This is a genomic window from Streptomyces sp. NPDC085932 (assembly GCF_044540525.1).
GTDB lineage: Bacteria > Actinomycetota > Actinomycetes > Streptomycetales > Streptomycetaceae > Streptomyces > Streptomyces levis.
Window position 1 is genome coordinate 1,358,549 of sequence record NZ_JBITSJ010000002.1, and the last position, 20,669, is coordinate 1,379,217.

The 20,669-nt window shown below is 71.7% G+C and carries 26 protein-coding genes; 20 read left to right on the forward strand and 6 right to left on the reverse strand.

What is annotated here, in order from left to right:
• Positions 1–112 precede the first annotated feature (112 nt).
• The gene (locus ACIGAQ_RS15240; RefSeq protein ID WP_311683653.1) at positions 113–1,228 is read left to right on the forward strand and encodes an amidohydrolase family protein; all 1,116 of its coding nucleotides are present in this window, start codon (positions 113–115) and stop codon (positions 1,226–1,228) included.
• A 45-nt stretch (positions 1,229–1,273) separates the two neighbouring features.
• Here the strand turns inward: ACIGAQ_RS15240 and ACIGAQ_RS15245 are convergent, their stop codons facing one another.
• The 4 genes from ACIGAQ_RS15245 to ACIGAQ_RS15260 are packed head-to-tail and all read right to left on the reverse strand — an operon-like array spanning position 1,274 to position 4,868.
• Positions 1,274–2,323 (reverse strand): heme A synthase, encoded by a 1,050-nt coding sequence (locus tag ACIGAQ_RS15245; protein ID WP_399782829.1) that lies wholly within the window; start codon positions 2,321–2,323, stop codon positions 1,274–1,276.
• Positions 2,324–2,327: 4 nt separating this feature from the next.
• Entirely contained in the window at positions 2,328–3,104 is a 777-nt protein-coding gene (locus tag ACIGAQ_RS15250) for an ABC transporter permease (RefSeq protein WP_399782832.1), read from the reverse strand.
• A complete protein-coding gene (locus ACIGAQ_RS15255) occupies positions 3,101–4,024 on the reverse strand; it encodes an ABC transporter ATP-binding protein (protein WP_399782835.1) in 924 nt (307 codons plus the stop codon). The genes ACIGAQ_RS15250 and ACIGAQ_RS15255 overlap by 4 nt, the downstream gene beginning before the upstream one ends.
• A 49-nt stretch (positions 4,025–4,073) precedes the next feature.
• The gene (locus ACIGAQ_RS15260) at positions 4,074–4,868 is read right to left on the reverse strand and encodes an aminoglycoside N(3)-acetyltransferase (protein ID WP_399782838.1); all 795 of its coding nucleotides are present in this window, start codon (positions 4,866–4,868) and stop codon (positions 4,074–4,076) included.
• A 161-nt stretch (positions 4,869–5,029) separates the two neighbouring features.
• Here ACIGAQ_RS15260 and ACIGAQ_RS15265 point away from each other — a divergent pair, with 161 nt between their 5' ends.
• The 8 genes from ACIGAQ_RS15265 to ACIGAQ_RS15300 are packed head-to-tail and all read left to right on the forward strand — an operon-like array spanning position 5,030 to position 11,587.
• The gene (locus ACIGAQ_RS15265) at positions 5,030–5,773 is read left to right on the forward strand and encodes an ArsR family transcriptional regulator (RefSeq protein WP_362282167.1); all 744 of its coding nucleotides are present in this window, start codon (positions 5,030–5,032) and stop codon (positions 5,771–5,773) included.
• Complete coding sequence (gene sufB / locus ACIGAQ_RS15270; protein WP_311683664.1) at positions 5,770–7,191, forward strand: Fe-S cluster assembly protein SufB; 1,422 nt, start codon at positions 5,770–5,772, stop codon at positions 7,189–7,191. Before ACIGAQ_RS15265 ends, sufB begins: the two co-directional genes overlap by 4 nt.
• Positions 7,192–7,245: 54 nt before the next feature.
• Entirely contained in the window at positions 7,246–8,430 is a 1,185-nt protein-coding gene (gene sufD / locus ACIGAQ_RS15275; protein WP_311683666.1) for a Fe-S cluster assembly protein SufD, read from the forward strand.
• Positions 8,427–8,744 carry a non-heme iron oxygenase ferredoxin subunit gene (locus tag ACIGAQ_RS15280; RefSeq protein WP_020273986.1) on the forward strand — a complete coding sequence of 106 codons (318 nt, stop codon included), beginning with the start codon at positions 8,427–8,429 and terminating at the stop codon, positions 8,742–8,744. The genes sufD and ACIGAQ_RS15280 overlap by 4 nt, the downstream gene beginning before the upstream one ends.
• Positions 8,745–8,751: 7 nt before the next feature.
• Positions 8,752–9,516 (forward strand): Fe-S cluster assembly ATPase SufC, encoded by a 765-nt coding sequence (gene sufC / locus ACIGAQ_RS15285; RefSeq protein ID WP_311683669.1) that lies wholly within the window; start codon positions 8,752–8,754, stop codon positions 9,514–9,516.
• On the forward strand, positions 9,513–10,769 hold the full coding sequence (locus ACIGAQ_RS15290; RefSeq protein ID WP_362282160.1) for a cysteine desulfurase: 1,257 nt from the start codon (positions 9,513–9,515) through the stop codon (positions 10,767–10,769). The genes sufC and ACIGAQ_RS15290 overlap by 4 nt, the downstream gene beginning before the upstream one ends.
• An 18-nt stretch (positions 10,770–10,787) precedes the next feature.
• On the forward strand, positions 10,788–11,258 hold the full coding sequence (gene sufU / locus ACIGAQ_RS15295; protein ID WP_094052692.1) for a Fe-S cluster assembly sulfur transfer protein SufU: 471 nt from the start codon (positions 10,788–10,790) through the stop codon (positions 11,256–11,258).
• Positions 11,255–11,587 (forward strand): metal-sulfur cluster assembly factor, encoded by a 333-nt coding sequence (locus ACIGAQ_RS15300; protein WP_003989431.1) that lies wholly within the window; start codon positions 11,255–11,257, stop codon positions 11,585–11,587. Before sufU ends, ACIGAQ_RS15300 begins: the two co-directional genes overlap by 4 nt.
• A gap of 65 nt (positions 11,588–11,652) precedes the next feature.
• Here ACIGAQ_RS15300 and ACIGAQ_RS15305 read toward each other — a convergent pair whose 3' ends face one another.
• Positions 11,653–12,486 (reverse strand): AbfB domain-containing protein, encoded by an 834-nt coding sequence (locus ACIGAQ_RS15305; RefSeq protein ID WP_399782846.1) that lies wholly within the window; start codon positions 12,484–12,486, stop codon positions 11,653–11,655.
• Between the two features lie 199 nt (positions 12,487–12,685).
• Here ACIGAQ_RS15305 and ACIGAQ_RS15310 point away from each other — a divergent pair, with 199 nt between their 5' ends.
• The 6 genes from ACIGAQ_RS15310 to ACIGAQ_RS15335 all read left to right on the forward strand — a co-directional run bounded on the left by ACIGAQ_RS15310 (position 12,686) and on the right by ACIGAQ_RS15335 (position 16,921).
• Positions 12,686–13,006: a multidrug efflux SMR transporter gene (locus tag ACIGAQ_RS15310; protein ID WP_311683677.1), complete on the forward strand. Its 321-nt coding sequence runs from the start codon at positions 12,686–12,688 to the stop codon at positions 13,004–13,006.
• On the forward strand, positions 13,006–13,599 hold the full coding sequence (locus tag ACIGAQ_RS15315; RefSeq protein ID WP_399782849.1) for a TetR/AcrR family transcriptional regulator: 594 nt from the start codon (positions 13,006–13,008) through the stop codon (positions 13,597–13,599). Before ACIGAQ_RS15310 ends, ACIGAQ_RS15315 begins: the two co-directional genes overlap by 1 nt.
• Before the next feature lie 53 nt (positions 13,600–13,652).
• Positions 13,653–14,642, forward strand: a complete 990-nt coding sequence (dapD, locus tag ACIGAQ_RS15320; protein WP_311683680.1) for a 2,3,4,5-tetrahydropyridine-2,6-dicarboxylate N-succinyltransferase — start codon at positions 13,653–13,655, stop codon at positions 14,640–14,642.
• 105 nt (positions 14,643–14,747) lie between these two features.
• Positions 14,748–14,981: a hypothetical protein gene (locus tag ACIGAQ_RS15325; RefSeq protein ID WP_399782852.1), complete on the forward strand. Its 234-nt coding sequence runs from the start codon at positions 14,748–14,750 to the stop codon at positions 14,979–14,981.
• Between the two features lie 174 nt (positions 14,982–15,155).
• Positions 15,156–15,713 carry a SigE family RNA polymerase sigma factor gene (locus ACIGAQ_RS15330; RefSeq protein ID WP_311683684.1) on the forward strand — a complete coding sequence of 186 codons (558 nt, stop codon included), beginning with the start codon at positions 15,156–15,158 and terminating at the stop codon, positions 15,711–15,713.
• The gene (locus ACIGAQ_RS15335; protein WP_399782856.1) at positions 15,710–16,921 is read left to right on the forward strand and encodes a WD40 repeat domain-containing protein; all 1,212 of its coding nucleotides are present in this window, start codon (positions 15,710–15,712) and stop codon (positions 16,919–16,921) included. The genes ACIGAQ_RS15330 and ACIGAQ_RS15335 overlap by 4 nt, the downstream gene beginning before the upstream one ends.
• Here ACIGAQ_RS15335 and dapA read toward each other — a convergent pair whose 3' ends face one another.
• Entirely contained in the window at positions 16,922–17,821 is a 900-nt protein-coding gene (gene dapA / locus ACIGAQ_RS15340; protein WP_399782859.1) for a 4-hydroxy-tetrahydrodipicolinate synthase, read from the reverse strand.
• A 153-nt stretch (positions 17,822–17,974) separates the two neighbouring features.
• Here dapA and ACIGAQ_RS15345 point away from each other — a divergent pair, with 153 nt between their 5' ends.
• The 5 genes from ACIGAQ_RS15345 (at position 17,975) to ACIGAQ_RS15365 (ending at position 20,630) form a co-directional block, all read left to right on the forward strand.
• Positions 17,975–18,151, forward strand: coding sequence for a hypothetical protein (locus ACIGAQ_RS15345; RefSeq protein ID WP_399782861.1), 177 nt, complete (start codon positions 17,975–17,977; stop codon positions 18,149–18,151).
• Positions 18,148–18,855 carry a hypothetical protein gene (locus tag ACIGAQ_RS15350; RefSeq protein WP_399782864.1) on the forward strand — a complete coding sequence of 236 codons (708 nt, stop codon included), beginning with the start codon at positions 18,148–18,150 and terminating at the stop codon, positions 18,853–18,855. Before ACIGAQ_RS15345 ends, ACIGAQ_RS15350 begins: the two co-directional genes overlap by 4 nt.
• Before the next feature lie 53 nt (positions 18,856–18,908).
• Complete coding sequence (locus ACIGAQ_RS15355; RefSeq protein WP_311683693.1) at positions 18,909–19,331, forward strand: phage holin family protein; 423 nt, start codon at positions 18,909–18,911, stop codon at positions 19,329–19,331.
• Positions 19,328–19,693: a DUF3618 domain-containing protein gene (locus ACIGAQ_RS15360; RefSeq protein ID WP_362282133.1), complete on the forward strand. Its 366-nt coding sequence runs from the start codon at positions 19,328–19,330 to the stop codon at positions 19,691–19,693. Before ACIGAQ_RS15355 ends, ACIGAQ_RS15360 begins: the two co-directional genes overlap by 4 nt.
• Positions 19,694–19,934: 241 nt before the next feature.
• Positions 19,935–20,630, forward strand: coding sequence for an antibiotic biosynthesis monooxygenase (locus ACIGAQ_RS15365; RefSeq protein ID WP_311683697.1), 696 nt, complete (start codon positions 19,935–19,937; stop codon positions 20,628–20,630).
• Positions 20,631–20,669 lie beyond the last annotated feature (39 nt).

The window sequence follows — 20,669 nt, forward strand, 5'->3', positions numbered from 1 at the left end:
CCGGTCCGCAGCCGCCGTACGGCACCGGCCGCCCACCCCGGGACCGCGACCTCACACCCGGTTCACCCGTTAGGACCCGTAAGAGCAACAGGGTCCACACCGGGAGGCCCGGATGATCGAAACGCCGTCACTTGTGGACCAGTACTGCCACGGCGTACTCCGCACGGAGCTGGGCCTCGGCACCTTCGAGGCCCACCTCCTGCGCACCGAGGGCCCGCCCGCTCCCGGCACCACCCTCTTCGACACGCAGACCGGCTTCGCCGTCAGACGCTGGTGCCCGCCCCTGCTGGGCCTGGAGCCCCACTGCGCACCGGCCCGCTATCTGGCCCGCCGCCGCGAACTGGGCGTACTGGAAGCCGGCCGCAGACTCCTGCGCGGCAGCGGCATCACCACCTACCTGGTCGACTCCGGCCTCCCCGGCGACCTCACGGAACCCGGCGAGCTGGCCTCCGCCTCGGCCGCCGAGGCCCATGAGATCGTCCGGCTGGAACTCCTCGCCGAGCAGGTCGCCGACACCTCCGGGACCGTCGAGTCCTTCCTCGCCAACCTCGCCGAGTCGGTGCACGCGGCCGCCGCGCACGCCGTCGCCTTCACCTCCGTAGCCGGGGTACGGCACGGCCTCGCGCTGGCCCCGGAGCCGCCCGGGCCCGGGGAGGTGCGCGGGGCCGCCGGCCGCTGGCTCGCCGGGCGCGGCGTCGGCGGGGAGCTGAGCGATCCGGTGCTGCTGCGGCACCTGCTGTGGAGCGCGGTCGCCTCGGGGCTGCCGCTCCAGCTGCACGCGGGGCTCGGCGCCCCCGGCCTGCGCATCGACCGTACGGACCCGGTGCTGCTGACCGACTTCGTCAAGGCCACCGCGGGGCTCGGTACGGACCTCGTGCTGCTGCACGCGTACCCGTACCACCGGCAGGCCGCCCATCTCGCCGGTGTCTTCCCGCACGTGCACGTCGACTGCGGTGCCGCCCTGGTCCGCACCGGTGCCCGGGCCGCGACGGTCCTGGCGGAGATCCTGGAGCTGGCGCCCTTCGGCAAGATCCTCTTCTCCACCGGCGCCCAGGGGCTGCCCGAGCTGCACGTGGTGGGCGCCCGCCTGTTCCGTGAGGCGCTCGGCCGCGTCCTGGGCACCTGGGTCGCCGAGGGCGCCTGGTCCCTGAGCGACGCCCAGCGCGTCGCGGGCATGCTGGCCTCGGCCAACGCGCGCCGGGTCTACCGGCTCGGCCAGGACGGGTGAGCGCCGGTCCTGCCCGAGGGGGAGGCCGTGGCAGCCCGAGCCGGGCTAGGCCTTGGTGAGCGTGGCCTCGCCGGCGGGGGCCGGTACGCCGGCCAGGGTCTCCGGGCGTTCGCGCAGCGACAGCACCACGCGCAGGACCCAGATCCACATCACGGCCGAGCCGAACATGTGCAGGCCGACCAGGACCTCGGGCAGGTCGGTGAAGTACTGGACGTAGCCGATGGCGCCCTGGGCGAGCAGGATCAGGAACAGCTCGCGGGTGCGGCGCAGCGGGCCCCCGGGCGCGTCGACGGCCTTGAGGACGAACCACAGGGCGAACGTCAGGGTCACCACGATCCAGGCCAGCACGGCGTGCAGCTTGCTCACCGTCTCCCAGTCGACCGGCATCCGCTCGACCTCGCTGGAGTCACCGGCGTGCGGGCCCGCCCCGGTGACGACCGTGCCCACCAGGATGAGCAGCACGGACGCGGCGACCAGGAACCACACCAGCTGCCGCACGGCCTTGCCGACCAGCGGCCGCGGCTCGCCGTCGCCCTCGCCGGCGCGCTGCCACATCACGGTGGCCACCGCGATCAGTGCCGACGTCGCCACGAAGTGCGCCGCGACCGTGTACGGGTTGAGACCGACCAGCACCACGATGCCGCCCAGCACCGCGTTGCTCATCACGATCCAGAACTGCGCCCACCCCAGCCGCACCAGGCCGCGCCGGTACGGCTTCTGCGAGCGCGCGGCGATGATGGCCCAGCCGACGGCGGCGCACAGCACGTACGTCAGCATGCGGTTGCCGAACTCGATGGCGCCGTGCACGCCCATCTCGGCGGTCGAGGTGAGCGAGTCGTCGGTGCACTTGGGCCAGGTCGGGCAGCCCAGGCCCGAGCCGGTCAGGCGGACCGCACCGCCGGTGACGACGATCAGCACCGACATCACGAGCGCGGACAGGGTCGCGCGCCGGACGGTCCGGGGTTCCGGGGTCCAGCGTGCGGCGATGAAGGCGAGCGGGTTCCGCAGGGCCGCCAGGGCGTCGGCACGGGTCACTTTTGGCACGCGTCCCATCGTAGGCGGCTGCTTGTGCACGCTTTCACGAGGGTCCGTCATGGCCTCACTCCCAGCGGAAGAACGCCCCGGCCGCGGTGAGGGCCGCGACCGCCCAGACCGCGAGGATCCCCACATCGCCCCAGGGCATGCCGGCCCCGTGCTGGAGGACGTCGCGCAGGCCGTCCGAGAGCGCCGCGATGGGCAGCAGGCCCAGGACGTCCTGCGCGCCCTGCGGGAACTTGTCGAGCGGCACGACGACCCCGCCGCCGACGAGCAGCAGCAGGAACACCAGGTTCGCCGCGGCCAGGGTCGCCTCGGCCTTCAGCGTCCCGGCCATCAGCAGCCCCAGGCCCGAGAAGGCCGCCGTGCCGAGGACCAGGAGCAGCAACACCGCGAACGGGTTGCCCTGCGGCGACCAGCCCAGCGAGAAGGCGATCACCGTCAGCAGGATCACCTGGAGCACCTCGGTGACCAGCACGGACAGCGTCTTCGCCGTCATCAGCCCCCAGCGGGGCAGGGGCGAGGAGGCGAGCCGCTTCAGGACGCCGTAGCGCCGCTCGAAGCCGGTCGCGATGGCCTGGCCGGTGAACGCCGTCGACATCACCGCGAGCGCGAGGACGCCCGGGGCGAGGAAGTCGACCGCCTCCCCGGAGCCCGTGTCGACGATGTCCACGGTGCTGAACAGGACGAGCAGCAGCGTCGGGATGACGACCGTCAGCAGCAGCTGCTCGCCGTTGCGCAGCAGCATCTTCGTCTCGAGCAGCGCCTGGGCCGTGATCATGCGGGGGAGCGGGGCCGCGCCGGGCCTCGGCGTGTACGTCCCGGTGCCGGGGGCGGTCATGAGCGCAGCTCCTTGCCGGTGAGCTCCAAGAAGACGTCCTCCAGGGTGTGGCGCTCCACCGAGATCCTCTCCGGCAGCACGCCGTGCTGGGCGCACCAGGAGGTGACCGTCGCGAGCAGTTGGGGATCGACCTTGCCGGAGACCCGGTAGGAGCCCGGCGTCAGTTCGGCGGCCGTGCAGTCGGCGGGCAGGGCCTTCAGCAGCGACCCCACGTCGAGGCCGGGCCGGCCGCTGAAGCGGAGGGTGTTCTCGGCGCCGCCCCGGCACAGCTCCTCCGGGGAGCCCTGGGCGATGACCCGGCCGGCGTCGATGATCGCCACGTCGTCGGCGAGCTGCTCCGCCTCGTCCATGTAGTGGGTGGTGAGGATCACGGAGACGCCGTCGGCGCGCAGGTCGCGGACCAGGTCCCAGGTGGCGCGGCGGGCCTGCGGGTCGAGGCCGGCCGTCGGCTCGTCCAGGAACACCAGCTCGGGGCGTCCCACCACGGCCATGGCCAGGGCGAGCCGCTGCTGCTGCCCGCCCGACAGCCGCCGGTAGGACGTACGGCCGCAGGAGCCGAGCCCGAGGCGCTCGATGAGGGCGTCCACGTCCAGCGGGTGGGCGTGCAGCTTCGCCACGTGGCGCAGCATCTCGTCGGCGCGGGAGCCCGAGTAGACACCGCCGGACTGGAGCATCACGCCGATGCGGGGCCGCAGGTCCGAGGACTGCCGGACCGGGTCGAGGCCCAGGACGCGCACCGTGCCGGAGTCCGGCTTCCGGTACCCCTCGCACGTCTCGACCGTGGTCGTCTTGCCCGCCCCGTTGGGTCCGAGCACGGCGGTCACGCCCCGGTGGGCCACCAGGTCCAGCCCGTCCACCGCGGTCTTCGTGCCGTACCGCTTCACCAGGGCCTGGACCTGGACCACGGGCTCGCTTCGCATGACTCCAGAGTCTAGGTAGGCGCCCGGGGGTCCGGAGCGGGGGGTGCGGCTACTCCTCCTCGCGCGGCCGGTGCGTCGCGAGCCACCGTGCGGCGTAGTCCACCGCGTCCTTCACCGGGAACAGCCGCGCCTCGGCCGCCCCGACCTTGCCGCGCAGGACGGGGCGGTCCCGCTCGAAGTCGTAGCCCAGCTCGTCGAAACGGTCGGAGCTGATCGACACCTCGGTCACGGTCTCCCAGCCGTGCGGGCCGGGGCGGCCGACGGCCACCCGGGGGGAGGGGATCCGGTACTCGGCGAGGTGGAAGCTGGTGCAGGAGGCGTAGCCGGCGCCGAGCAGCAGGACCCGGGCGTCCATCGCCTCCAGCTTCGCGAGCGGGCTGCGCTCGCCGAGCCGGCAGTCGGGGGCGTGCCCCTCGACGACCTCCGCCGCACGCGGGCCGAGCGCCGCGAAGGAGGTCTGCGGATGCGCGCTGCGCAGGGCGCCGGGCCAGGTGCGCACGGCCTCCGGGACGACGCCGACGCCGCGGCTGGGCGTGACGAGCGGGTCGTAGGCGGGCATCGTGGCGCGGATCTCGGCCCACCACTCCGGGTGCACGGGAGGGTTGCTCCACAGCGCGGGGTCGGAGAGGTCGCCGGTCTGGGTGGGAACCACCAGGGTGCCCCCGGGGCCGAGCGCGTCGAGCAGGCCCCGCACCACCGCGACGGCGCCGCCGTTGACCCAACCGAGGGCGCTGAGCGAGGAGTGCACCAGGAGGGTTTCGCCGGGGCGCACACCCAGCTCGCGCACCTGATCGCGCAGGGTGTCCCGGGTGACAAGTGGGCCGGTGGGAGGGGGTGTGACCATGGTGGGGGAGTCTCCCCGAAGTCGCTGTGCCATGCCACCGCTTTGATCGATCAGAGATCGTTTCCGCAGGTCAGCTTAGGTTCACCTAAGTGACGCAGGGCACCGTCGGGCGGACCGGACGCGGCTTGCCCGGTCCTGAGGAATTACGCAACAATGGCGTTGTGAAAAACGTCGGCGAGGCTCGGGAGACCCCCACGGGGGCCCCTCAGGAGGAGCTCGCGACCGGGGAGCGGTCCACCCGCAACCGGGTCGCGCGATCCATCCTGGACCACGGCCCCTCGACCGTCGCGGAACTCGCCGAGCGGCTGGGCCTGACCCAGGCGGCCGTACGCCGGCACCTCGACGCCCTCGCGGGCGACGGCGTCGTGGAACCCCGCGAGCAGCGGATCTACGGCGCGCGCACCCGCGGCCGGCCCGCCAAGGTGTTCGCCCTGACCGACTGCGGCCGGGACGCCTTCGACCAGTCCTACGACAAGCTCGCCGCGGACGCGCTGCGCTGGATCGCCGACCGCGAGGGCGGCAGCGAGGCGATCGCCGCCTTCGCCCGCGCACGGATCGCCGCGCAGGCGGGCGCCTACCGCCGGGCGGTGGAGACGGCCCCGCCGGAGAAGCGGACCGAAGCGCTGGCCAAGGCCCTCAGCGCGGACGGGTACGCTGCTACCGCGCGCAGCGCGCCCCACCCGCAACAGGGTGAACAGCTCTGCCAGCACCACTGCCCGGTCGCCCACGTCGCCGAGCAGTTCCCGCAGCTGTGCGAGGCGGAGACGGAATTTTTCGCGGAGCTGCTCGGTACGCACGTACAGCGGCTCGCCACCATCGCGCACGGCGACGGCGTCTGCACGACGTTCATCCCCAAGATTTCCCACAACGCATCTGCAAGCACGGCCGGGAGGAACCCCGCATGACTCTCCCCACGGAGACTGCCCACCCTGAGCTCGAGGGTCTGGGCAAGTACGAATATGGCTGGGCCGACCGGGACGAGGCCGGTGCGTCGGCACGTCGCGGCCTGGGCGAGGACGTCGTCCGGGACATCTCCTCCAAGAAGAGCGAGCCGGAGTGGATGACCAAGCTCCGCCTCAAGGGCCTGCGCCTGTTCGAGAAGAAGCCCATGCCGAACTGGGGCTCCGACCTCTCCGGCATCGACTTCGACAACATCAAGTACTTCGTGCGCTCCACGGAGAAGCAGGCGGAGTCCTGGGAGGACCTGCCCGAGGACATCAAGAACACCTACGACAAGCTCGGCATCCCCGAGGCGGAGAAGCAGCGCCTCGTCGCCGGTGTCGCCGCGCAGTACGAGTCGGAGGTCGTCTACCACCAGATCCGCGAGGACCTGGAGGAGCAGGGCGTCATCTTCCTCGACACCGACACCGCGCTGAAGGAGCACCCGGAGCTCTTCAAGGAGTACTTCGGCACCGTCATCCCCGCCGGTGACAACAAGTTCGCCGCGCTGAACACCGCCGTGTGGTCCGGCGGCTCCTTCATCTACGTGCCGCCGGGCGTCCACGTGGAGATCCCGCTCCAGGCCTACTTCCGCATCAACACGGAGAACATGGGCCAGTTCGAGCGGACCCTGATCATCGTCGACGAGGGTGCCTACGTGCACTACGTCGAGGGCTGCACCGCCCCGATCTACAAGTCGGACTCGCTGCACTCCGCGGTCGTCGAGATCATCGTCAAGAAGAACGCCCGCTGCCGCTACACGACCATCCAGAACTGGTCGAACAACGTCTACAACCTGGTCACCAAGCGCGCCGTGGCCTACGAGGGCGCGACCATGGAGTGGATCGACGGCAACATCGGCTCCAAGGTGACGATGAAGTACCCGGCCGTCTACCTCATGGGCGAGCACGCCAAGGGCGAGACCCTGTCCATCGCCTTCGCGGGCGAGGGCCAGCACCAGGACGCCGGCGCCAAGATGGTCCACATGGCCCCGAACACCTCCTCGAACATCGTCTCCAAGTCGGTGGCGCGAGGCGGCGGCCGCACCTCCTACCGCGGTCTGATCGAGATCGGCGAGGGCGCCCCCGGCTCCAAGTCGAACGTGCTCTGCGACGCGCTGCTGGTGGACACGATCTCCCGCTCGGACACCTACCCCTACGTGGACGTCCGCGAGGACGACGTGTCCATGGGCCACGAGGCGACCGTCTCCAAGGTCTCCGAGGACCAGCTCTTCTACCTGATGAGCCGCGGCCTGAGCGAGGACGAGGCCATGGCGATGATCGTGCGCGGCTTCGTCGAGCCCATCGCCAAGGAGCTCCCCATGGAGTACGCGCTGGAGCTCAACCGGCTGATCGAGCTGCAGATGGAGGGCGCGGTCGGCTGACCCGCCCCCTCGACAGCAGACGTCCCATTCAGGAAAGAGAGCACTACGACAGCCATGGCTGAGGCCCAGAACATCCCCGTGGGATCCACGACCGCGGGCTCGATCGCGGTCGCGGCGGAGTCGACCGTCGCCACCCGCATGAGCGCGCCCCCCTCCTTCGACGTCGCGGACTTCCCCGTCCCGCACGGCCGCGAGGAGGAGTGGCGGTTCACCCCGCTGGAGCGCCTGCGCGGCCTGCACGACGGCACCGCCGTCGCCACCGGCAACGGTGTGAAGGTCGAGGTCCAGGCCCCCGAGGGCGTCACCGTCGAGGCCGTGGGCCGCGACGACGCGCGGCTCGGCAAGGCCGGCACCCCGGTGGACCGGATCGCCGCCCAGGCCTACTCGGCCTTCGAGAAGGCCTCGGTCGTGACCGTCCCCAAGGAGACCGTCCTCACCGAGCCCATCCGCATCGCGGTGCACGGCGAGGGCGGCACCGCCTTCGGCCACCAGGTGATCGAGCTGGGCGCCTTCGCCGAGGCCGTCGTGGTCATCGACCACACCGGGGACGCGGTGCTCGCCGCCAACGTCGACTACCTGCTCGGCGACGGCGCCAAGCTCACCGTCGTCTCCGTCCAGGACTGGGACGAGAAGGCCGTGCACGTCGCGCAGCACAACGCGCTGATCGGCCGTGACGCCTCCTTCAAGTCCGTCGTCGTCACCTTCGGCGGCGACGTGGTCCGGCTGCACCCGCGCGTGCAGTACGCCGGCCCCGGCGGCGAGGCCGAGCTGTTCGGCCTCTACTTCACCGACCAGGGCCAGCACCAGGAGCACCGCCTCCTGGTCGACCACAACGTCCCGCACTGCAAGTCGAACGTCGTCTACAAGGGCGCGCTCCAGGGCGACGCGGCGCACGCCGTGTGGATCGGTGACGTGCTCATCGAGGCCAAGGCCGAGGGCACGGACACGTACGAGATGAACCGCAACCTGGTCCTCACGGACGGGGCGCGCGTGGACTCCGTACCCAACCTGGAGATCGAGACCGGCGAGATCGTCGGCGCCGGCCACGCCTCGGCCACCGGCCGCTTCGACGACGAGCAGCTCTTCTACCTCATGGCCCGCGGCATCCCGGAGCACGAGGCCCGCCGCCTGGTGGTCCGCGGCTTCTTCGCCGAGCTGGTCCAGCAGATCGGCCTCCCCGACATCGAGGAGCGCCTGATCGCCAAGATCGAGGAGGAGCTGGAGGCGGCCGTCGCATGACCTTCGTACGCGCCTGTGGACTGGGCGAGCTGGAGGAGGACACCCCCAAGCGGGTGGAACTCGACGGCACGCCCGTGTCCATCGTGCAGACCGAGGGGGAGGTGTTCGCGATCCACGACATCTGCTCGCACGCGAACGTCTCCCTGTCGGAGGGCGAGGTCGACGACTGCCACATCGAGTGCTGGCTGCACGGCTCGCGCTTCGACCTCCGCTCCGGCAAGCCCGACGCCCTCCCGGCGACGCGCCCCGTCCCCGTATACCCCGTAAAGATCGAAGGGGACGACGTGCTCGTCTCCCTCACCCAGGAGTCCTGAGGCACCCATGGCTACGCTTGAAATCCGAGACCTGCACGTCACCGTCGAGGTCGAGAACGGCACGAAGGAAATCCTCAAGGGTGTCGACCTCACCGTGAAGCAGGGCGAGACGCACGCCATCATGGGCCCCAACGGCTCGGGCAAGTCGACCCTCGCCTACTCCCTCGCGGGGCACCCGAAGTACACGATCACCGGCGGCACCGTCACCCTCGACGGCGAGGACGTCCTGGAGATGTCCGTCGACGAGCGCGCCCGCGCCGGCCTGTTCCTGGCCATGCAGTACCCGGTCGAGGTCCCCGGCGTCTCCGTCTCCAACTTCCTGCGCACCTCCGCCACCGCGATCCGCGGCGAGGCCCCCAAGCTGCGCACCTGGGTGAAGGAGGTCAAGGAGGCCATGGAGCGCCTCAACATGGACCCCGCCTTCGCCGAGCGCAACGTCAACGAGGGCTTCTCCGGGGGTGAGAAGAAGCGCCACGAGATCCTCCAGCTGGAGCTCCTCAAGCCGAAGATGGCGATCCTCGACGAGACCGACTCCGGCCTGGACGTCGACGCCCTGCGCGTCGTCTCCGAGGGCGTGAACCGCGTCCGCGAGACCGGCGAGGTCGGCACGCTGCTGATCACGCACTACACGCGCATCCTGCGCTACATCAAGCCCGACCACGTCCACGTCTTCTCGGGCGGCCGGATCGTCGAGTCCGGCGGCGCCGAGCTCGCCGACAAGCTGGAGAACGAGGGCTACGAGGCATACACGAAGGGTGGCGCATCCGCGTGACACAGCTGCCGGGCCTCCTCGACACCGAGGCGATCCGCAAGGACTTCCCCATCCTGGACCGCCAGGTCCACGACGGCCGGAAGCTCGTGTACCTGGACAACGCGGCCACCAGCCAGAAGCCGCGTCAGGTGCTGGACGCACTCAGTGAGTACTACGAGCGCTACAACGCCAACGTCCACCGCGGTGTGCATGTGCTCGCCGAGGAGGCCACGGCGCTGTACGAGGGCGCGCGCGACAAGGTCGCGGAGTTCGTCAACGCGCCCTCGCGCGACGAGGTGATCTTCACCAAGAACGCCTCCGAGTCGCTCAACCTCGTGGCGAACATGCTGGGCTGGGCCGACGAGCCCTACCGCGTGGACGCCGAGACCGAGATCGTCATCACGGAGATGGAGCACCACTCCAACATCGTGCCGTGGCAGCTGCTCGCGCAGCGCACGGGCGCGAAGCTGAAGTGGTTCGGCCTCACCGACGACGGCCGCCTGGACCTGTCGAACATCGACGAGGTCATCACCGAGAAGACGAAGATCGTCTCCTTCGTGCTGGTCTCCAACATCCTCGGCACGCAGAACCCGGTCGAGGCCATCGTGCGCCGCGCCCAGGAGGTCGGCGCCCTGGTCTGCGTCGACGCCTCCCAGGCCGCCCCGCACATGCCGCTGGACGTGCAGGCCCTCCAGGCCGACTTCGTGGCCTTCACCGGTCACAAGATGTGCGGCCCGACCGGCATCGGCGTCCTGTGGGGCCGCCAGGAGCTGCTGGAGGACCTGCCTCCGTTCCTCGGCGGCGGCGAGATGATCGAGACGGTGTCGATGCACTCCTCGACGTACGCCCCCGCCCCGCACAAGTTCGAGGCGGGCACGCCCCCGATCGCCCAGGCGGTCGGTCTCGGCGCGGCGATCGACTACCTCAACTCGATCGGCATGGACAAGATCCTCGCCCACGAGCACGCGCTGACCGAGTACGCGGTCAAGCGGCTGCTGGAGGTCCCCGACCTGCGCATCATCGGCCCGACCACGGCCGAGGAGCGCGGCGCGGCGATCTCCTTCACGCTCGGCGACATCCACCCGCACGACGTGGGCCAGGTCCTCGACGAGCAGGGCATCGCGGTCCGGGTCGGCCACCACTGCGCCCGGCCGGTCTGCCTGCGGTACGGAATTCCTGCGACCACGCGAGCGTCGTTCTATCTGTACTCCACGCCGGCCGAGATCGACGCGCTGGTCGACGGCCTGGAGCACGTTCGGAACTTCTTCGGCTGAAGGGCGTGAGCTGAGACCGTGAAGCTGGACTCCATGTACCAGGAAGTCATCCTGGACCACTACAAGAACCCGCACGGGCGGGGCTTGCGGGATGGCGACGCCGAGGTGCACCACGTCAACCCGACGTGCGGTGACGAGATCACGCTGCGCGTGAAGTACGACGGCACCACGATCGAGGACGTCTCGTACGAGGGCCAGGGCTGCTCGATCAGCCAGGCGAGCGCGTCCGTACTGAACGACCTCCTCGTCGGCAAGGAGCTCTCCGACGCGCGGAAGATCCAGGAGACCTTCCTGGAGCTGATGCAGTCCAAGGGGAAGCTCGAACCCGACGAGGCGATGGAGGACATCCTGGAGGACGCGGTCGCGTTCGCCGGGGTGTCGAAATACCCGGCCCGGGTCAAGTGCGCCCTGCTGAGCTGGATGGCCTGGAAGGACGCGACGGCCCAGGTACTGGGCGGAGCCGACGCCGAGAAGGAGACGACGGCATGAGCGAGACCGTGGAGATGAAGCCGGCCTCGGAGGAGGAACTCCGCGAGGCCCTGATGGACGTCGTCGACCCCGAGCTGGGCATCGACGTCGTCAACCTCGGCCTGATCTACGGCATCCACGTCGACGAGTCGAACATCGCGACCGTCGACATGACCCTCACGTCGGCGGCCTGCCCCCTGACGGACGTCATCGAGGACCAGGCCAAGTCCGCCACGGACGGCCTCGTCAGCGAGTTGCGCATCAACTGGGTCTGGATGCCGCCGTGGGGCCCCGACAAGATCACGGACGACGGCCGTGAGCAGCTGCGGGCGCTCGGGTTCAACGTCTGAGAGTCCTCGGCACGACGAGAAGGGGCGGCACCTCGCGAGGTGCCGCCCCTTCTCGTCGTGCCCGCTCAGCCCAGGCCGGCCACCAGCCGGAACGCCGAGTCCGCGCGGTACAGGGCGCTGTGCTCGTACGGGTCCAGGCGGAGCCGGAAGTCGCGGTGGCGCAGGAAGCGGCCGGGGAAGTTGACCGACTCCAGCATGACCGCGCCCGAGGAGGCCGCGGGGCGGGGGCAGAAGGTGGCGTCCTGGCGGAACAGCGGCGAGCCGTCGTCGGCGTCCTCGACCAGGACGAAGCCGCGGTGGCGGAGGTAGCGGCCGTCCGCCGTGGCGAAGGAGGAGCAGGAGGGGGCGGCGAGGCCGGGGACGCGCCGGAAGGTGGCGGCCTGGCGCTGCCGGGCGCCGGGGCCGATCGGGTCCAGGCGCACCGAGCCGTCGCTCACGCGCCAGTGGCGGTCGGGGTGGCTGACCGAGCGTATGGAGGTGCCGGGGGAGGCGGGCCGCTTCGAGGGCTTCGCGGGGCTGGTGGACTCCGGCGGCCGGGGGGTCTTCCGCTGCGGCTTCGGTGCGGTGGCGGAGCCGGTGGGCGCGCTCGTGGCCGGAGCGGGGGAGGGGCTGCCGCGGTGCGCGCCCGGAGTGGCGCCGGAGCTCTCGGAGGGGGTCGCGAAGGAGATCAGGCCGCCGGGGGCCGAGCTGCCGAGCGTGGTCGGCTCCGCCGCCCGGTGGGCCGGCTCGTCGGAGCCGTTCTCCGTCACGGTGATCGCAGTGACGCACGCGGTGATCGTGGCCAGGGCCAGCGCGCCCGCCAGCCAGAGCCGTCGGGTTCCCGATGCCCGGGTGGTGTCCGGGGCCCAGCCGCTCTCCCAGGGGCGGTCCTGTGGCGGGCGGGACTTCTCTTCTGCCATGCGCGGTTCCTCCGGCCGGGCACCCTTGACGGCGGCGCAGTTGTGGTGACCCGGTGTGTGATCGGTGACACCGTAGTGGACAGGTGAGACGGCTGAGACTCGTTTGAAGAGAGCGGTTTCTCGCCGATATCAAGCCGTTGTCGGCAGGTCCGTACCGCGCTTGTGTACGCCCGTACAGATGGTGTGTACGCTCGTACACATGGGATACCTGCTGCTGGCCGGTGCCATCACCGCCGAGGTGGCCGCGACCACCGCCATGAAGTACAGCGACGGGTTCAGCAAGATCGGGCCCTCGCTCCTCACCCTCCTCGGATACGTGCTCTCCTTCGCGCTGCTCGCCCAGACGCTGAAGACCGTCTCCGTCGGCACGGCCTACGCCATCTGGGCCGGGGTCGGCACCGCCGCCATCGCCACGATCGGCATCGCCTTCCTCGGCGAGGGGCTCACCGTCGCCAAGGCCGCCGGGATCGCGCTGATCATCATCGGGGTCGTGGTGCTGAACCTGGGGGGTGCGCACTGATGCCCCGGCGGCACGACCCCGAACGCCGGCAGCGGATCATCGACGCCGCGATCCGGGTCGTCGGGTCCAAGGGCATCGCCGGGCTCAGCCACCGCACGGCCGCCGCCGAGGCCGATGTGCCGCTCGGCTCCACGACGTACCACTTCGCGACCCTCGACGAGCTGCTGGTGGCCGCACTGCGGCAGACCAACGAGGGCTTCGCCAAGCTGATCGCCTCGTGCGGTGACCTGGACGACCCCCGGACCGACCTGGCCGCCGCCCTCGCCGGGTGGATCGGGCAGTGGCTGTCGGGCGACCGCACGGGGGTGGAGCTGGAGTACGAGCTGTACCTGGCCGCACTGCGCCGGCCCGCCCTGCGGCCCGTCGCCGCCGAGTGGGCCGAGGACGTCGCCGAGCAGCTGTCCCGCCGCACGGATCCGGTCACCGCGCGGGCCCTGGTGGCGGTCGTCGACGGGATCTGCCTCCAGGTGCTGCTGACGGGGGTGCCGTACGACGAGGAGTATGCGCGGCAGGTGCTGGGGCGGGTGCTGACGGGGGCGGCCGGGACGGGCGAACGGGAGACCGTCGCCGGGGTGATGCCGACCGGCTCGTGAGACGTCCGGGGACCGGTTCGCATCGACCCGTGTCCGCCGGTTAGGTTGCCCTCATGACCGACACGACTGCTCCTCGCACCACCGGCGCCGTGGCCGCCGGCCTCGCCACGATCGCCGCCGACGGCACCGTTCTCGACACCTGGTTCCCCGCGCCCGAGCTGGCCGACGCGCCCGGCCCGTCCGGCACCGAGCGGCTGTCCGCCGAGCGTGCCGCGGAACTGCTCGGCGGCGGCGCCACCGCGGCGATCGGCCCGGACGCCCGCCGGGGCGTCGAAGTGGTCGCGGTCCGCACGGTCATCGCCTCGCTCGACGAGAAGCCGATCGACGCGCACGACACCTACCTGCGCCTGCACCTGCTCTCCCACCGCCTGGTCAAGCCGCACGGCCAGAACCTGGACGGCATCTTCGGCTTCCTCGCCAACGTCGCCTGGACCTCGCTCGGCCCGGTCGCCGTCGACGACCTGGAGAAGGTCCGGCTCAACGCCCGCGCCGAGGGCCTGCACCTCCAGGTCACCTCCGTGGACAAGTTCCCGCGCATGACGGACTACGTGGCCCCCAAGGGCGTGCGGATCGCCGACGCCGACCGGGTCCGCCTCGGCGCGCACCTCGCCGAGGGCACCACCGTCATGCACGAGGGCTTCGTCAACTTCAACGCCGGCACGCTCGGCACGTCGATGGTCGAGGGCCGTATCTCCGCGGGTGTCGTGGTCGGCGACGGCTCCGACATCGGCGGCGGCGCGTCGACGATGGGCACGCTCTCCGGCGGCGGCAACGTCATCATCTCCATCGGCGAGCGGTGCCTGGTCGGCGCCGAGGCGGGCGTCGGCATCGCCCTCGGCGACGAGTGCGTCGTCGAGGCCGGCCTCTACGTCACCGCCGGCACCCGCGTCACCATGCCCGACGGCCAGATCGTCAAGGCCCGCGAGCTGTCCGGCGCCTCCAACATCCTCTTCCGCCGCAACTCGGTCACCGGCGCCGTCGAGGCCCGGCCGAACAACGCGGTGTGGGGCGGCCTGAACGAGATCCTGCACAGCCACAACTGACGCCCCGTACGAGGTACCCGGCGTGACCTCGTGGTGGTTTCGGCAGATGAACGGGTGGACGCAGGGTCCGATCAGAAGCCGAACCGATGAAACGAGGGCCGGGGCATGAAGAACGAGCGGGGGCGGGGCGCGGTGCGTCGCTGGGTGGCGGGAGCCGCCGCGGGGATGGTGGTGTGCTGGCTGCCCGTGGGCGCCGCGCACGCCGACGAGACCAACAAGGACTCGCACAACGGCCACCGGGTCGGTCTGATCAACGTCAACGTCGGTCAGATCGACGACCCGGCGGAGGACGTGCTGGAGCACACGCTGCTCTTCGGGGACGGTTACGTCTGGAAGTGAACCGGGCGGGGCTTCTGCCCCGCACCGGCGGGACGGCCCGTGCCGCGGACGACCGCGGCACGGGCCGTCCCGTTTTTCTTTCGCGCAGGTGGCATAGCGCGGCGCCCCCGCACGCGTCCCAGGGAGTACGGGGTGCGGGCACAGGGCCCGCCCCGGGGGAGAGCGAAGGTGACGATGGATGCCGAAGCGCAGGAGAGCTTCCGGGAATTCGTGGCGAACCGGTCGTCCGCGCTGCTGAAGACGGCGGTGCTGCTGAGCGGCGGCGACCGGCACGCCGGCGAGGACCTGCTCCAGAACGCGCTGATCAAGGCCGCGGGCCGCTGGCACCGCATCGAGGAACCCGAGGCCTACGTCCGGCAGGTCCTGTACCGGCAGCAGGTGAGCCGCTGGCGTCTGAAGTGGCCGAGACGCGAACTGAGCGTCGCCGAACCGCCGGAGTCCGCCGCCGGCCAGGACGCCTCGGGCGCGGCAGAGCTGCGCCTGGTGATGCGCGGAGCGCTGGCCCGGCTGACCGCGCGGCAGCGCACCGTGCTCGTGCTGCGCTACTTCGAGGACCTGCCCGAGAGCGAGGTGGCCCGGATCCTGGGCTGCTCCGTCGGCACCGTCCGGTCCGCCACCCACCGCTCCCTGGCCCGGCTGCGCGCCCTCGCGCCCGAGCTGGCCGCCCTCGGCCCGGCCGCCGCCGAGCAGCCGTCGTCCCGTGACTACTCGCCCGTGGAGGTCCGTCAGTGAACGTCGACGAACTCGTGCGTGACGCGCTGCGCGACCAGGCCGAGGGGCAGCAGCCCGCGCCGCCCGGCTTCGCCGACCGCGTGCTGTCGGTCCGCCGGCGCCGCCGCGGCAGGCGGCTCGCGTCCGTCGCCGCGGCCGCCGCGGCCGTGATCGCCGTGGCCGTGGCCGTGCCCGTGCTGGACTCCGGCAAGGAGGACGTCCGTCCCTCGGGCGGGGTGGAGCAACTGGGCGTCACCGGCCACCCGGACCAGTCGCCGCCGCGGGACATGATCGCGGCCGGGCGGGTCGCACTGGCCGCGTACTTCACCCGGGCGACCGTCGAGCAGTCCGCCGACCGCGCCGTGTCGCAGCGCACGTACTGGCTGCTGGATCCGCGGACGCAGAAGTACGTGAAGGACGACCGCTGGGCCTACGTCGCCATCGCCCCCGGGATGACCACGGCCGCCGTCCTGGAGCGGAACCTGCCCGTGCCGCGCATCGGGCTGCTCGATCTGGCGAGCCGCCAGGTCAAACGGTGGATCCCGGTCGACCGGCCGGTCGCGGGCGTGGAGTTCTCCGCCGACGGCAGGAAGCTCGTCGCCACGTCCTACAGCGACAACCCCGACCGGCGGGTGAAGATCGAGGGCTCCGAGGGCTGGGACGCCCCCTTCACGGAGTCGGACCGGACCGGGTTCCACGTCATCGACGTGGCCTCCGGAAGCAGTTCCTGGGCCGGGGTGCGGATCGGCGGGAGTGCGCATGACCCCGACGCGTTCATCAACTCCCGGCAGGACTTCGCGTTCTCCCGCGACGGCCGTCTCGTCTGGTCCGGGATGCCCAGCGAACCCAGGCTGAAGTTCTACGACTTCACCGGGAAGGAAGTGCCGGGAGGCGCGCCGGACCGGTACCTGGACTGGTCTGTCGAGGCGAGGGTGTCCCCGGACGGGCGGCTCGTCGCCGGTCCGTTCGCGGGGCGGAAGTGGAAGACGTCCTCCTTCGTCCTCGACGCGCGCACCGGCAAGCAGCACGAGGTGCGCGGGCAGCAGCTGCTCGCCTGGGCGGACGGGAAGACGCTGATCGCCTGGGACATCGGGCCGGACGGGATCGAGTTCCACCAGAGGCTGGTGCTGGTGACGGTCGGCGGGGAGAAGACGACACCGCTCAGTGACTTCCGGTCGCCCAAGGACAACACCAAGGGGCGGTGGGAGCCGGTGTTCGCCGAGCGGTGATCACCGGCCGCTGATCAGGGCCCTGTGGAGTGCGAGCAGGCCGTCGGCCGTGGTGCGGTCGGCGGGGCGCAGAGGGGGGCGGACCGGGCCCGCGGGGAGGGCGAGGTCGTTCAGCAGCGACTTCGCCGTGACGGCTCCCGGCAGGCCCGCCGACATCATCGCCTCGATCAGGGGCGTGGCCCGCTGCTGGAGACGGGCGGCCCCCGCTGTGTCGCCCGCGTCGAACGCGTCCAGGACGGCCCGCAGGTGGCGCGGGATCACGTTCGCGACCGTGCTGACGTAGCCGGCGCCACCCACGGCGTAGAGCGCGAGATCGTGTTCGTCGCAGCCCGCGTAGTACGCCAGGTCCGTACGGGCCAGGACCTTCTGCGCGGCCAGGAAGTCGCAGGAGCAGTCCTTGACCGCGACGATCCGGGGGTGACCGGCGAGACGGAGGATCGTCTCCGCCTCGACGCGGATCCCGGTGCGGGCCGGGATGTCGTAGAGCATCAGCGGGAGCCCGGTGGCGTCGGCGATCTCGCGGAAGTGGGCCTCGACGGCGTCCTGCGGGGGCCGGCTGTAATACGGCGCCACCACCAGCAGGCCGTCCGCGCCCGCCTTCTCCGCCTCCCGGGCCAGTTCGGCGGTGTGGCGGGTGTCGGCGGTGCCGATGCCCGCCACGATCGTCGCCCTGCCCGCCACGGCCTCGCGGACGGCGGTGATCAGGGCGGACTTCTCGGCGTCCGTGGTGGTCGGGGACTCGCCGGTCGTGCCGGAGAGGACGAGGCCGTCACAGCCGGCCCCGACCAGGTGGTCGGCGAGGCGCTGGGCGCCGTCCAGGTCCAGGGCGCCGGACGTGGTGAGGGGCGTGATCATGGCGCAGAGCGTGCGGCCGAAGGGCCTCGTGTGCGGTGGGTTCATGTGAGGAGTGTCGGTCCGACGACCGCGTAGCTCTACTTAATTCTTCTACATGGTTCGTTTAAGTATCGCTGCGACGAGGGCGTTCTTCCCCGCGGGGACGGGATGAGTCACCATGGCCGTGACGGTCGGCGACGGAACGGTCCGGGAGGCGTCATGAAGCTCGGCAAGGCACTGGCCACGGGGATCGCGGAAGAGCAGCCGGAGGCGTGGCGCGAGAGCTCCGAGCCGCGGAAGAACGAAGCCGGTGGCGCCGGCGAGGCCGGTGACGGCGTTCGGGCTGACGGGGTCCGGGAGACCTCCTCGGCCGAAGAGGTCCCGGTCGTCCGATGAGGCTGCGGCTGCCCTCGGAACGTCCGACGGAGCCGCCGACCGGATACAAGATCGCTTACCCGGTGCTGTCCCAGGACGGCACCCGGGCCGGCTTCACCGGAGTGTCGCTGGGCGGTGCGCTGCCGTACGGAGTGGTGGCCGAGGCGGCCTGTGTGTACGGGCTGCGGCACCGGGCGCCGCACCGCCGCTGCGACTGCGGCTTTCACTGTGTGCACCACCGGGCCGCCGCGGAGGCGCTGCTGTGCACCGCCGAGCACCGGGCCGCCGTGCTGCTGGAGGTGTCCGTCCTCGGGGCCTACATCCGCTTCGAGCGGGGGTTCCGGTATGCCCGGCAGCGGGTGCGGGTCGTGACGGTGGGGCGGTGCGCGTGCGGGGCGGGGGCGTGTGCGCTGGCCGATGCCGGGTGGGGGCGGGCCGGATGGCGAGGGCTCGCGCCCGTGTGTGAGGTGTGCGCGCGGGGGCGCCTGCCGGTGTCGCTCGGGCGGTTCGCCCGGTTGGCGGGCGACGGGGTGCGGGTCGTGGGCGGGGGTGGTAGTACCCCCGGCGGTGAGGGTGCGGGGCCTGCCGGGATCGAGGCCGCGGACGGGTTGGGGGTGCCCGAACTCGTGGCCGAGGCCGCGTTGTTGCAGGCGCGGCTCGACTGGTTCCAGGCGCAGCTGGCGCGGCTCGGGCAGCGCGGGGACTCCGCCGGGCCGCAGGGGTAGCCGGGGGAGCGGACGGGTACTCGGGGGTTCCTACTTCGAGAGGAGGCGGAACCGTGACCGGGACGATGGATCATCGGGCCGTGCGCGACGGGCATCAGCACTCCGTGGGCGAGCTCGTCGGGCAGGCCGCGGAACAGCTCTCTCGGCTCGTACGGCAGGAAATGGCGCTCGCGAAGGAGGAGCTGGCCGAGAAGGGGCGGCGGGCGGGGCGCGGTGGCGGACTGCTCGGGGCGGCGGGTGCGGTCGCCTACGCCGGGTTCCTCGCGATGGCCGGTGCCGGTGCGGCGGCGCTCTCTCTGGTGCTGCCCGTGTGGGCCGCCGCGCTGATCGTCATGGGGGTGCTGTTCGTGATCGCGGCGGTGCTGGCCGCGGTGGGGCGGAGCCAGCTGCGGCGGGCCACGCCGCCGACGCCGGAGCAGGCGATCGGGAGCGTGAAGGCGGACGTCGAGGAGATCAAGGAAAGGGCGCATCGATGACGGAGCCGACGGGTGGGGCGAAGGGGCCCGATGAGCTGCGGCGGCAGATCGAGCGGACGCGTGGTGAACTCGGGAACACCGTGGAGGAACTGGCCGGAAAGGCCGATGTGAAGGGGCGCGCGCGGGCGCGGGCCGCCGACCTGCGGGACAAGGCCGGAGCGATGACGGTGCAGTTGCGCAGCAGCGCGGCGCAGGCGGGGCACTCCGTGCAGGACCGGGCTTCGCACGTGGGGCCCCGGCCCGTGCGGACCGTGGTACAGGCCGGGATGCGGCATCCCAAGCCGGTGCTGATGGCCGGGGCGGCGGGGGCCGTCGTGGCGGTCGGGGTCGTGCGGTGGAGGTATGCGCACGGGCATCGGTGACGCCGGGGTGTGACCGGGTGCGGCGCGGGAGCGCCTTCGCCTGCGCGGCACGGCCCCTTCCGTGCGTCGGTGGGTGCGGGGCGCGTCTCGGCTTGTGCCGAAGGCTCGGTGGCTCGTCGTCGCGGGTGCGGTGGACTGCCGTGTCCGCAACGCCGTTACGTGAAAGCCCTCTTGACCTCAAGTTCGGTCGAGGTCGGAGAGTGAAGGCGTAGCGATCGGCGTACACGAACTGGAGCGTTCCATGGCCCGGCGGACCGAACAGCACCCGGATCTCACCGACCCCCGCATCGGTGCTCCCTTCTTCAGTACCTGGCGGGTCGGGAGTCCCGAGCGGCAGCGGCAGGCCGTGGAGGCGATCGCACGGGCCTGGGAGCGGCGGCCCTGGCCGGCCGGGGATCTGCTCGGGTACCACGTGTACGCCGGGCACGACGGGGACACCCTGCTGCACTACTCGCAGTGGCGCAGCGAGCAGGCCTACGAGGCGTTCGTGAAGACCCATCGCCAGGAGCGTGTCGACGAGATCGACACGGCCGTGCCGGGGATCGAGCGGGTGTGGCTCGGGCGGTACCGGCGGTACCGCAGTGCCCGGCGGGACGACGCGCCGGTTCCGGGGTGCGTGGTGATCGTGGACGTCCATTTCGACGGGCCCGACGCGCAGCGGCAGCGTGCCTGGGTCGACGCGGTGTTCGAGGCCCTGGAGAGCGAGCCGGAACCGCATCCCGGTGGCATCTCCGCCCACTTCCACCTCAGTACGGACGGCACGCGGGTGCTCAACTACGCCGAGTGGGAGAGCGCTCGGGCCCACATCGACGCCCTGGCCGCACCGGGGGACGGTGTCGGCTCGGCGACCGAGCAGTGGAAGCGGGTGCAGAACTGGCCGGGACTGTCGGAGAGCGTGGTGCGCCGGTACGACCACGTCCTGGGGCTGGTGCCCTGAGGGGTGGGCCGGCCGGACGCCGTGTCCGGCCGGCCCGGG

Bases quoted from the DNA above. Each gene is read 5' to 3' on its own strand.
- ACIGAQ_RS15240 (WP_311683653.1), top strand. From the start codon at position 113: ATGATCGAAACGCCGTCACTTGTGGACCAGTACTGCCACGGCGTACTC.
- ACIGAQ_RS15245 (WP_399782829.1), bottom strand. From the start codon at position 2,323: ATGACGGACCCTCGTGAAAGCGTGCACAAGCAGCCGCCTACGATGGGA.
- ACIGAQ_RS15250 (WP_399782832.1), bottom strand. From the start codon at position 3,104: ATGACCGCCCCCGGCACCGGGACGTACACGCCGAGGCCCGGCGCGGCC.
- ACIGAQ_RS15255 (WP_399782835.1), bottom strand. From the start codon at position 4,024: ATGCGAAGCGAGCCCGTGGTCCAGGTCCAGGCCCTGGTGAAGCGGTAC.
- ACIGAQ_RS15260 (WP_399782838.1), bottom strand. From the start codon at position 4,868: ATGGTCACACCCCCTCCCACCGGCCCACTTGTCACCCGGGACACCCTG.
- sufB (WP_311683664.1), top strand. From the start codon at position 5,770: ATGACTCTCCCCACGGAGACTGCCCACCCTGAGCTCGAGGGTCTGGGC.
- sufD (WP_311683666.1), top strand. From the start codon at position 7,246: ATGGCTGAGGCCCAGAACATCCCCGTGGGATCCACGACCGCGGGCTCG.
- ACIGAQ_RS15280 (WP_020273986.1), top strand. From the start codon at position 8,427: ATGACCTTCGTACGCGCCTGTGGACTGGGCGAGCTGGAGGAGGACACC.
- sufC (WP_311683669.1), top strand. From the start codon at position 8,752: ATGGCTACGCTTGAAATCCGAGACCTGCACGTCACCGTCGAGGTCGAG.
- ACIGAQ_RS15300 (WP_003989431.1), top strand. From the start codon at position 11,255: ATGAGCGAGACCGTGGAGATGAAGCCGGCCTCGGAGGAGGAACTCCGC.
- ACIGAQ_RS15305 (WP_399782846.1), bottom strand. From the start codon at position 12,486: ATGGCAGAAGAGAAGTCCCGCCCGCCACAGGACCGCCCCTGGGAGAGC.
- ACIGAQ_RS15310 (WP_311683677.1), top strand. From the start codon at position 12,686: ATGGGATACCTGCTGCTGGCCGGTGCCATCACCGCCGAGGTGGCCGCG.
- ACIGAQ_RS15315 (WP_399782849.1), top strand. From the start codon at position 13,006: ATGCCCCGGCGGCACGACCCCGAACGCCGGCAGCGGATCATCGACGCC.
- dapD (WP_311683680.1), top strand. From the start codon at position 13,653: ATGACCGACACGACTGCTCCTCGCACCACCGGCGCCGTGGCCGCCGGC.
- ACIGAQ_RS15325 (WP_399782852.1), top strand. From the start codon at position 14,748: ATGAAGAACGAGCGGGGGCGGGGCGCGGTGCGTCGCTGGGTGGCGGGA.
- ACIGAQ_RS15330 (WP_311683684.1), top strand. From the start codon at position 15,156: ATGGATGCCGAAGCGCAGGAGAGCTTCCGGGAATTCGTGGCGAACCGG.
- dapA (WP_399782859.1), bottom strand. From the start codon at position 17,821: ATGAACCCACCGCACACGAGGCCCTTCGGCCGCACGCTCTGCGCCATG.
- ACIGAQ_RS15345 (WP_399782861.1), top strand. From the start codon at position 17,975: ATGAAGCTCGGCAAGGCACTGGCCACGGGGATCGCGGAAGAGCAGCCG.
- ACIGAQ_RS15350 (WP_399782864.1), top strand. From the start codon at position 18,148: ATGAGGCTGCGGCTGCCCTCGGAACGTCCGACGGAGCCGCCGACCGGA.
- ACIGAQ_RS15360 (WP_362282133.1), top strand. From the start codon at position 19,328: ATGACGGAGCCGACGGGTGGGGCGAAGGGGCCCGATGAGCTGCGGCGG.
- ACIGAQ_RS15365 (WP_311683697.1), top strand. From the start codon at position 19,935: ATGGCCCGGCGGACCGAACAGCACCCGGATCTCACCGACCCCCGCATC.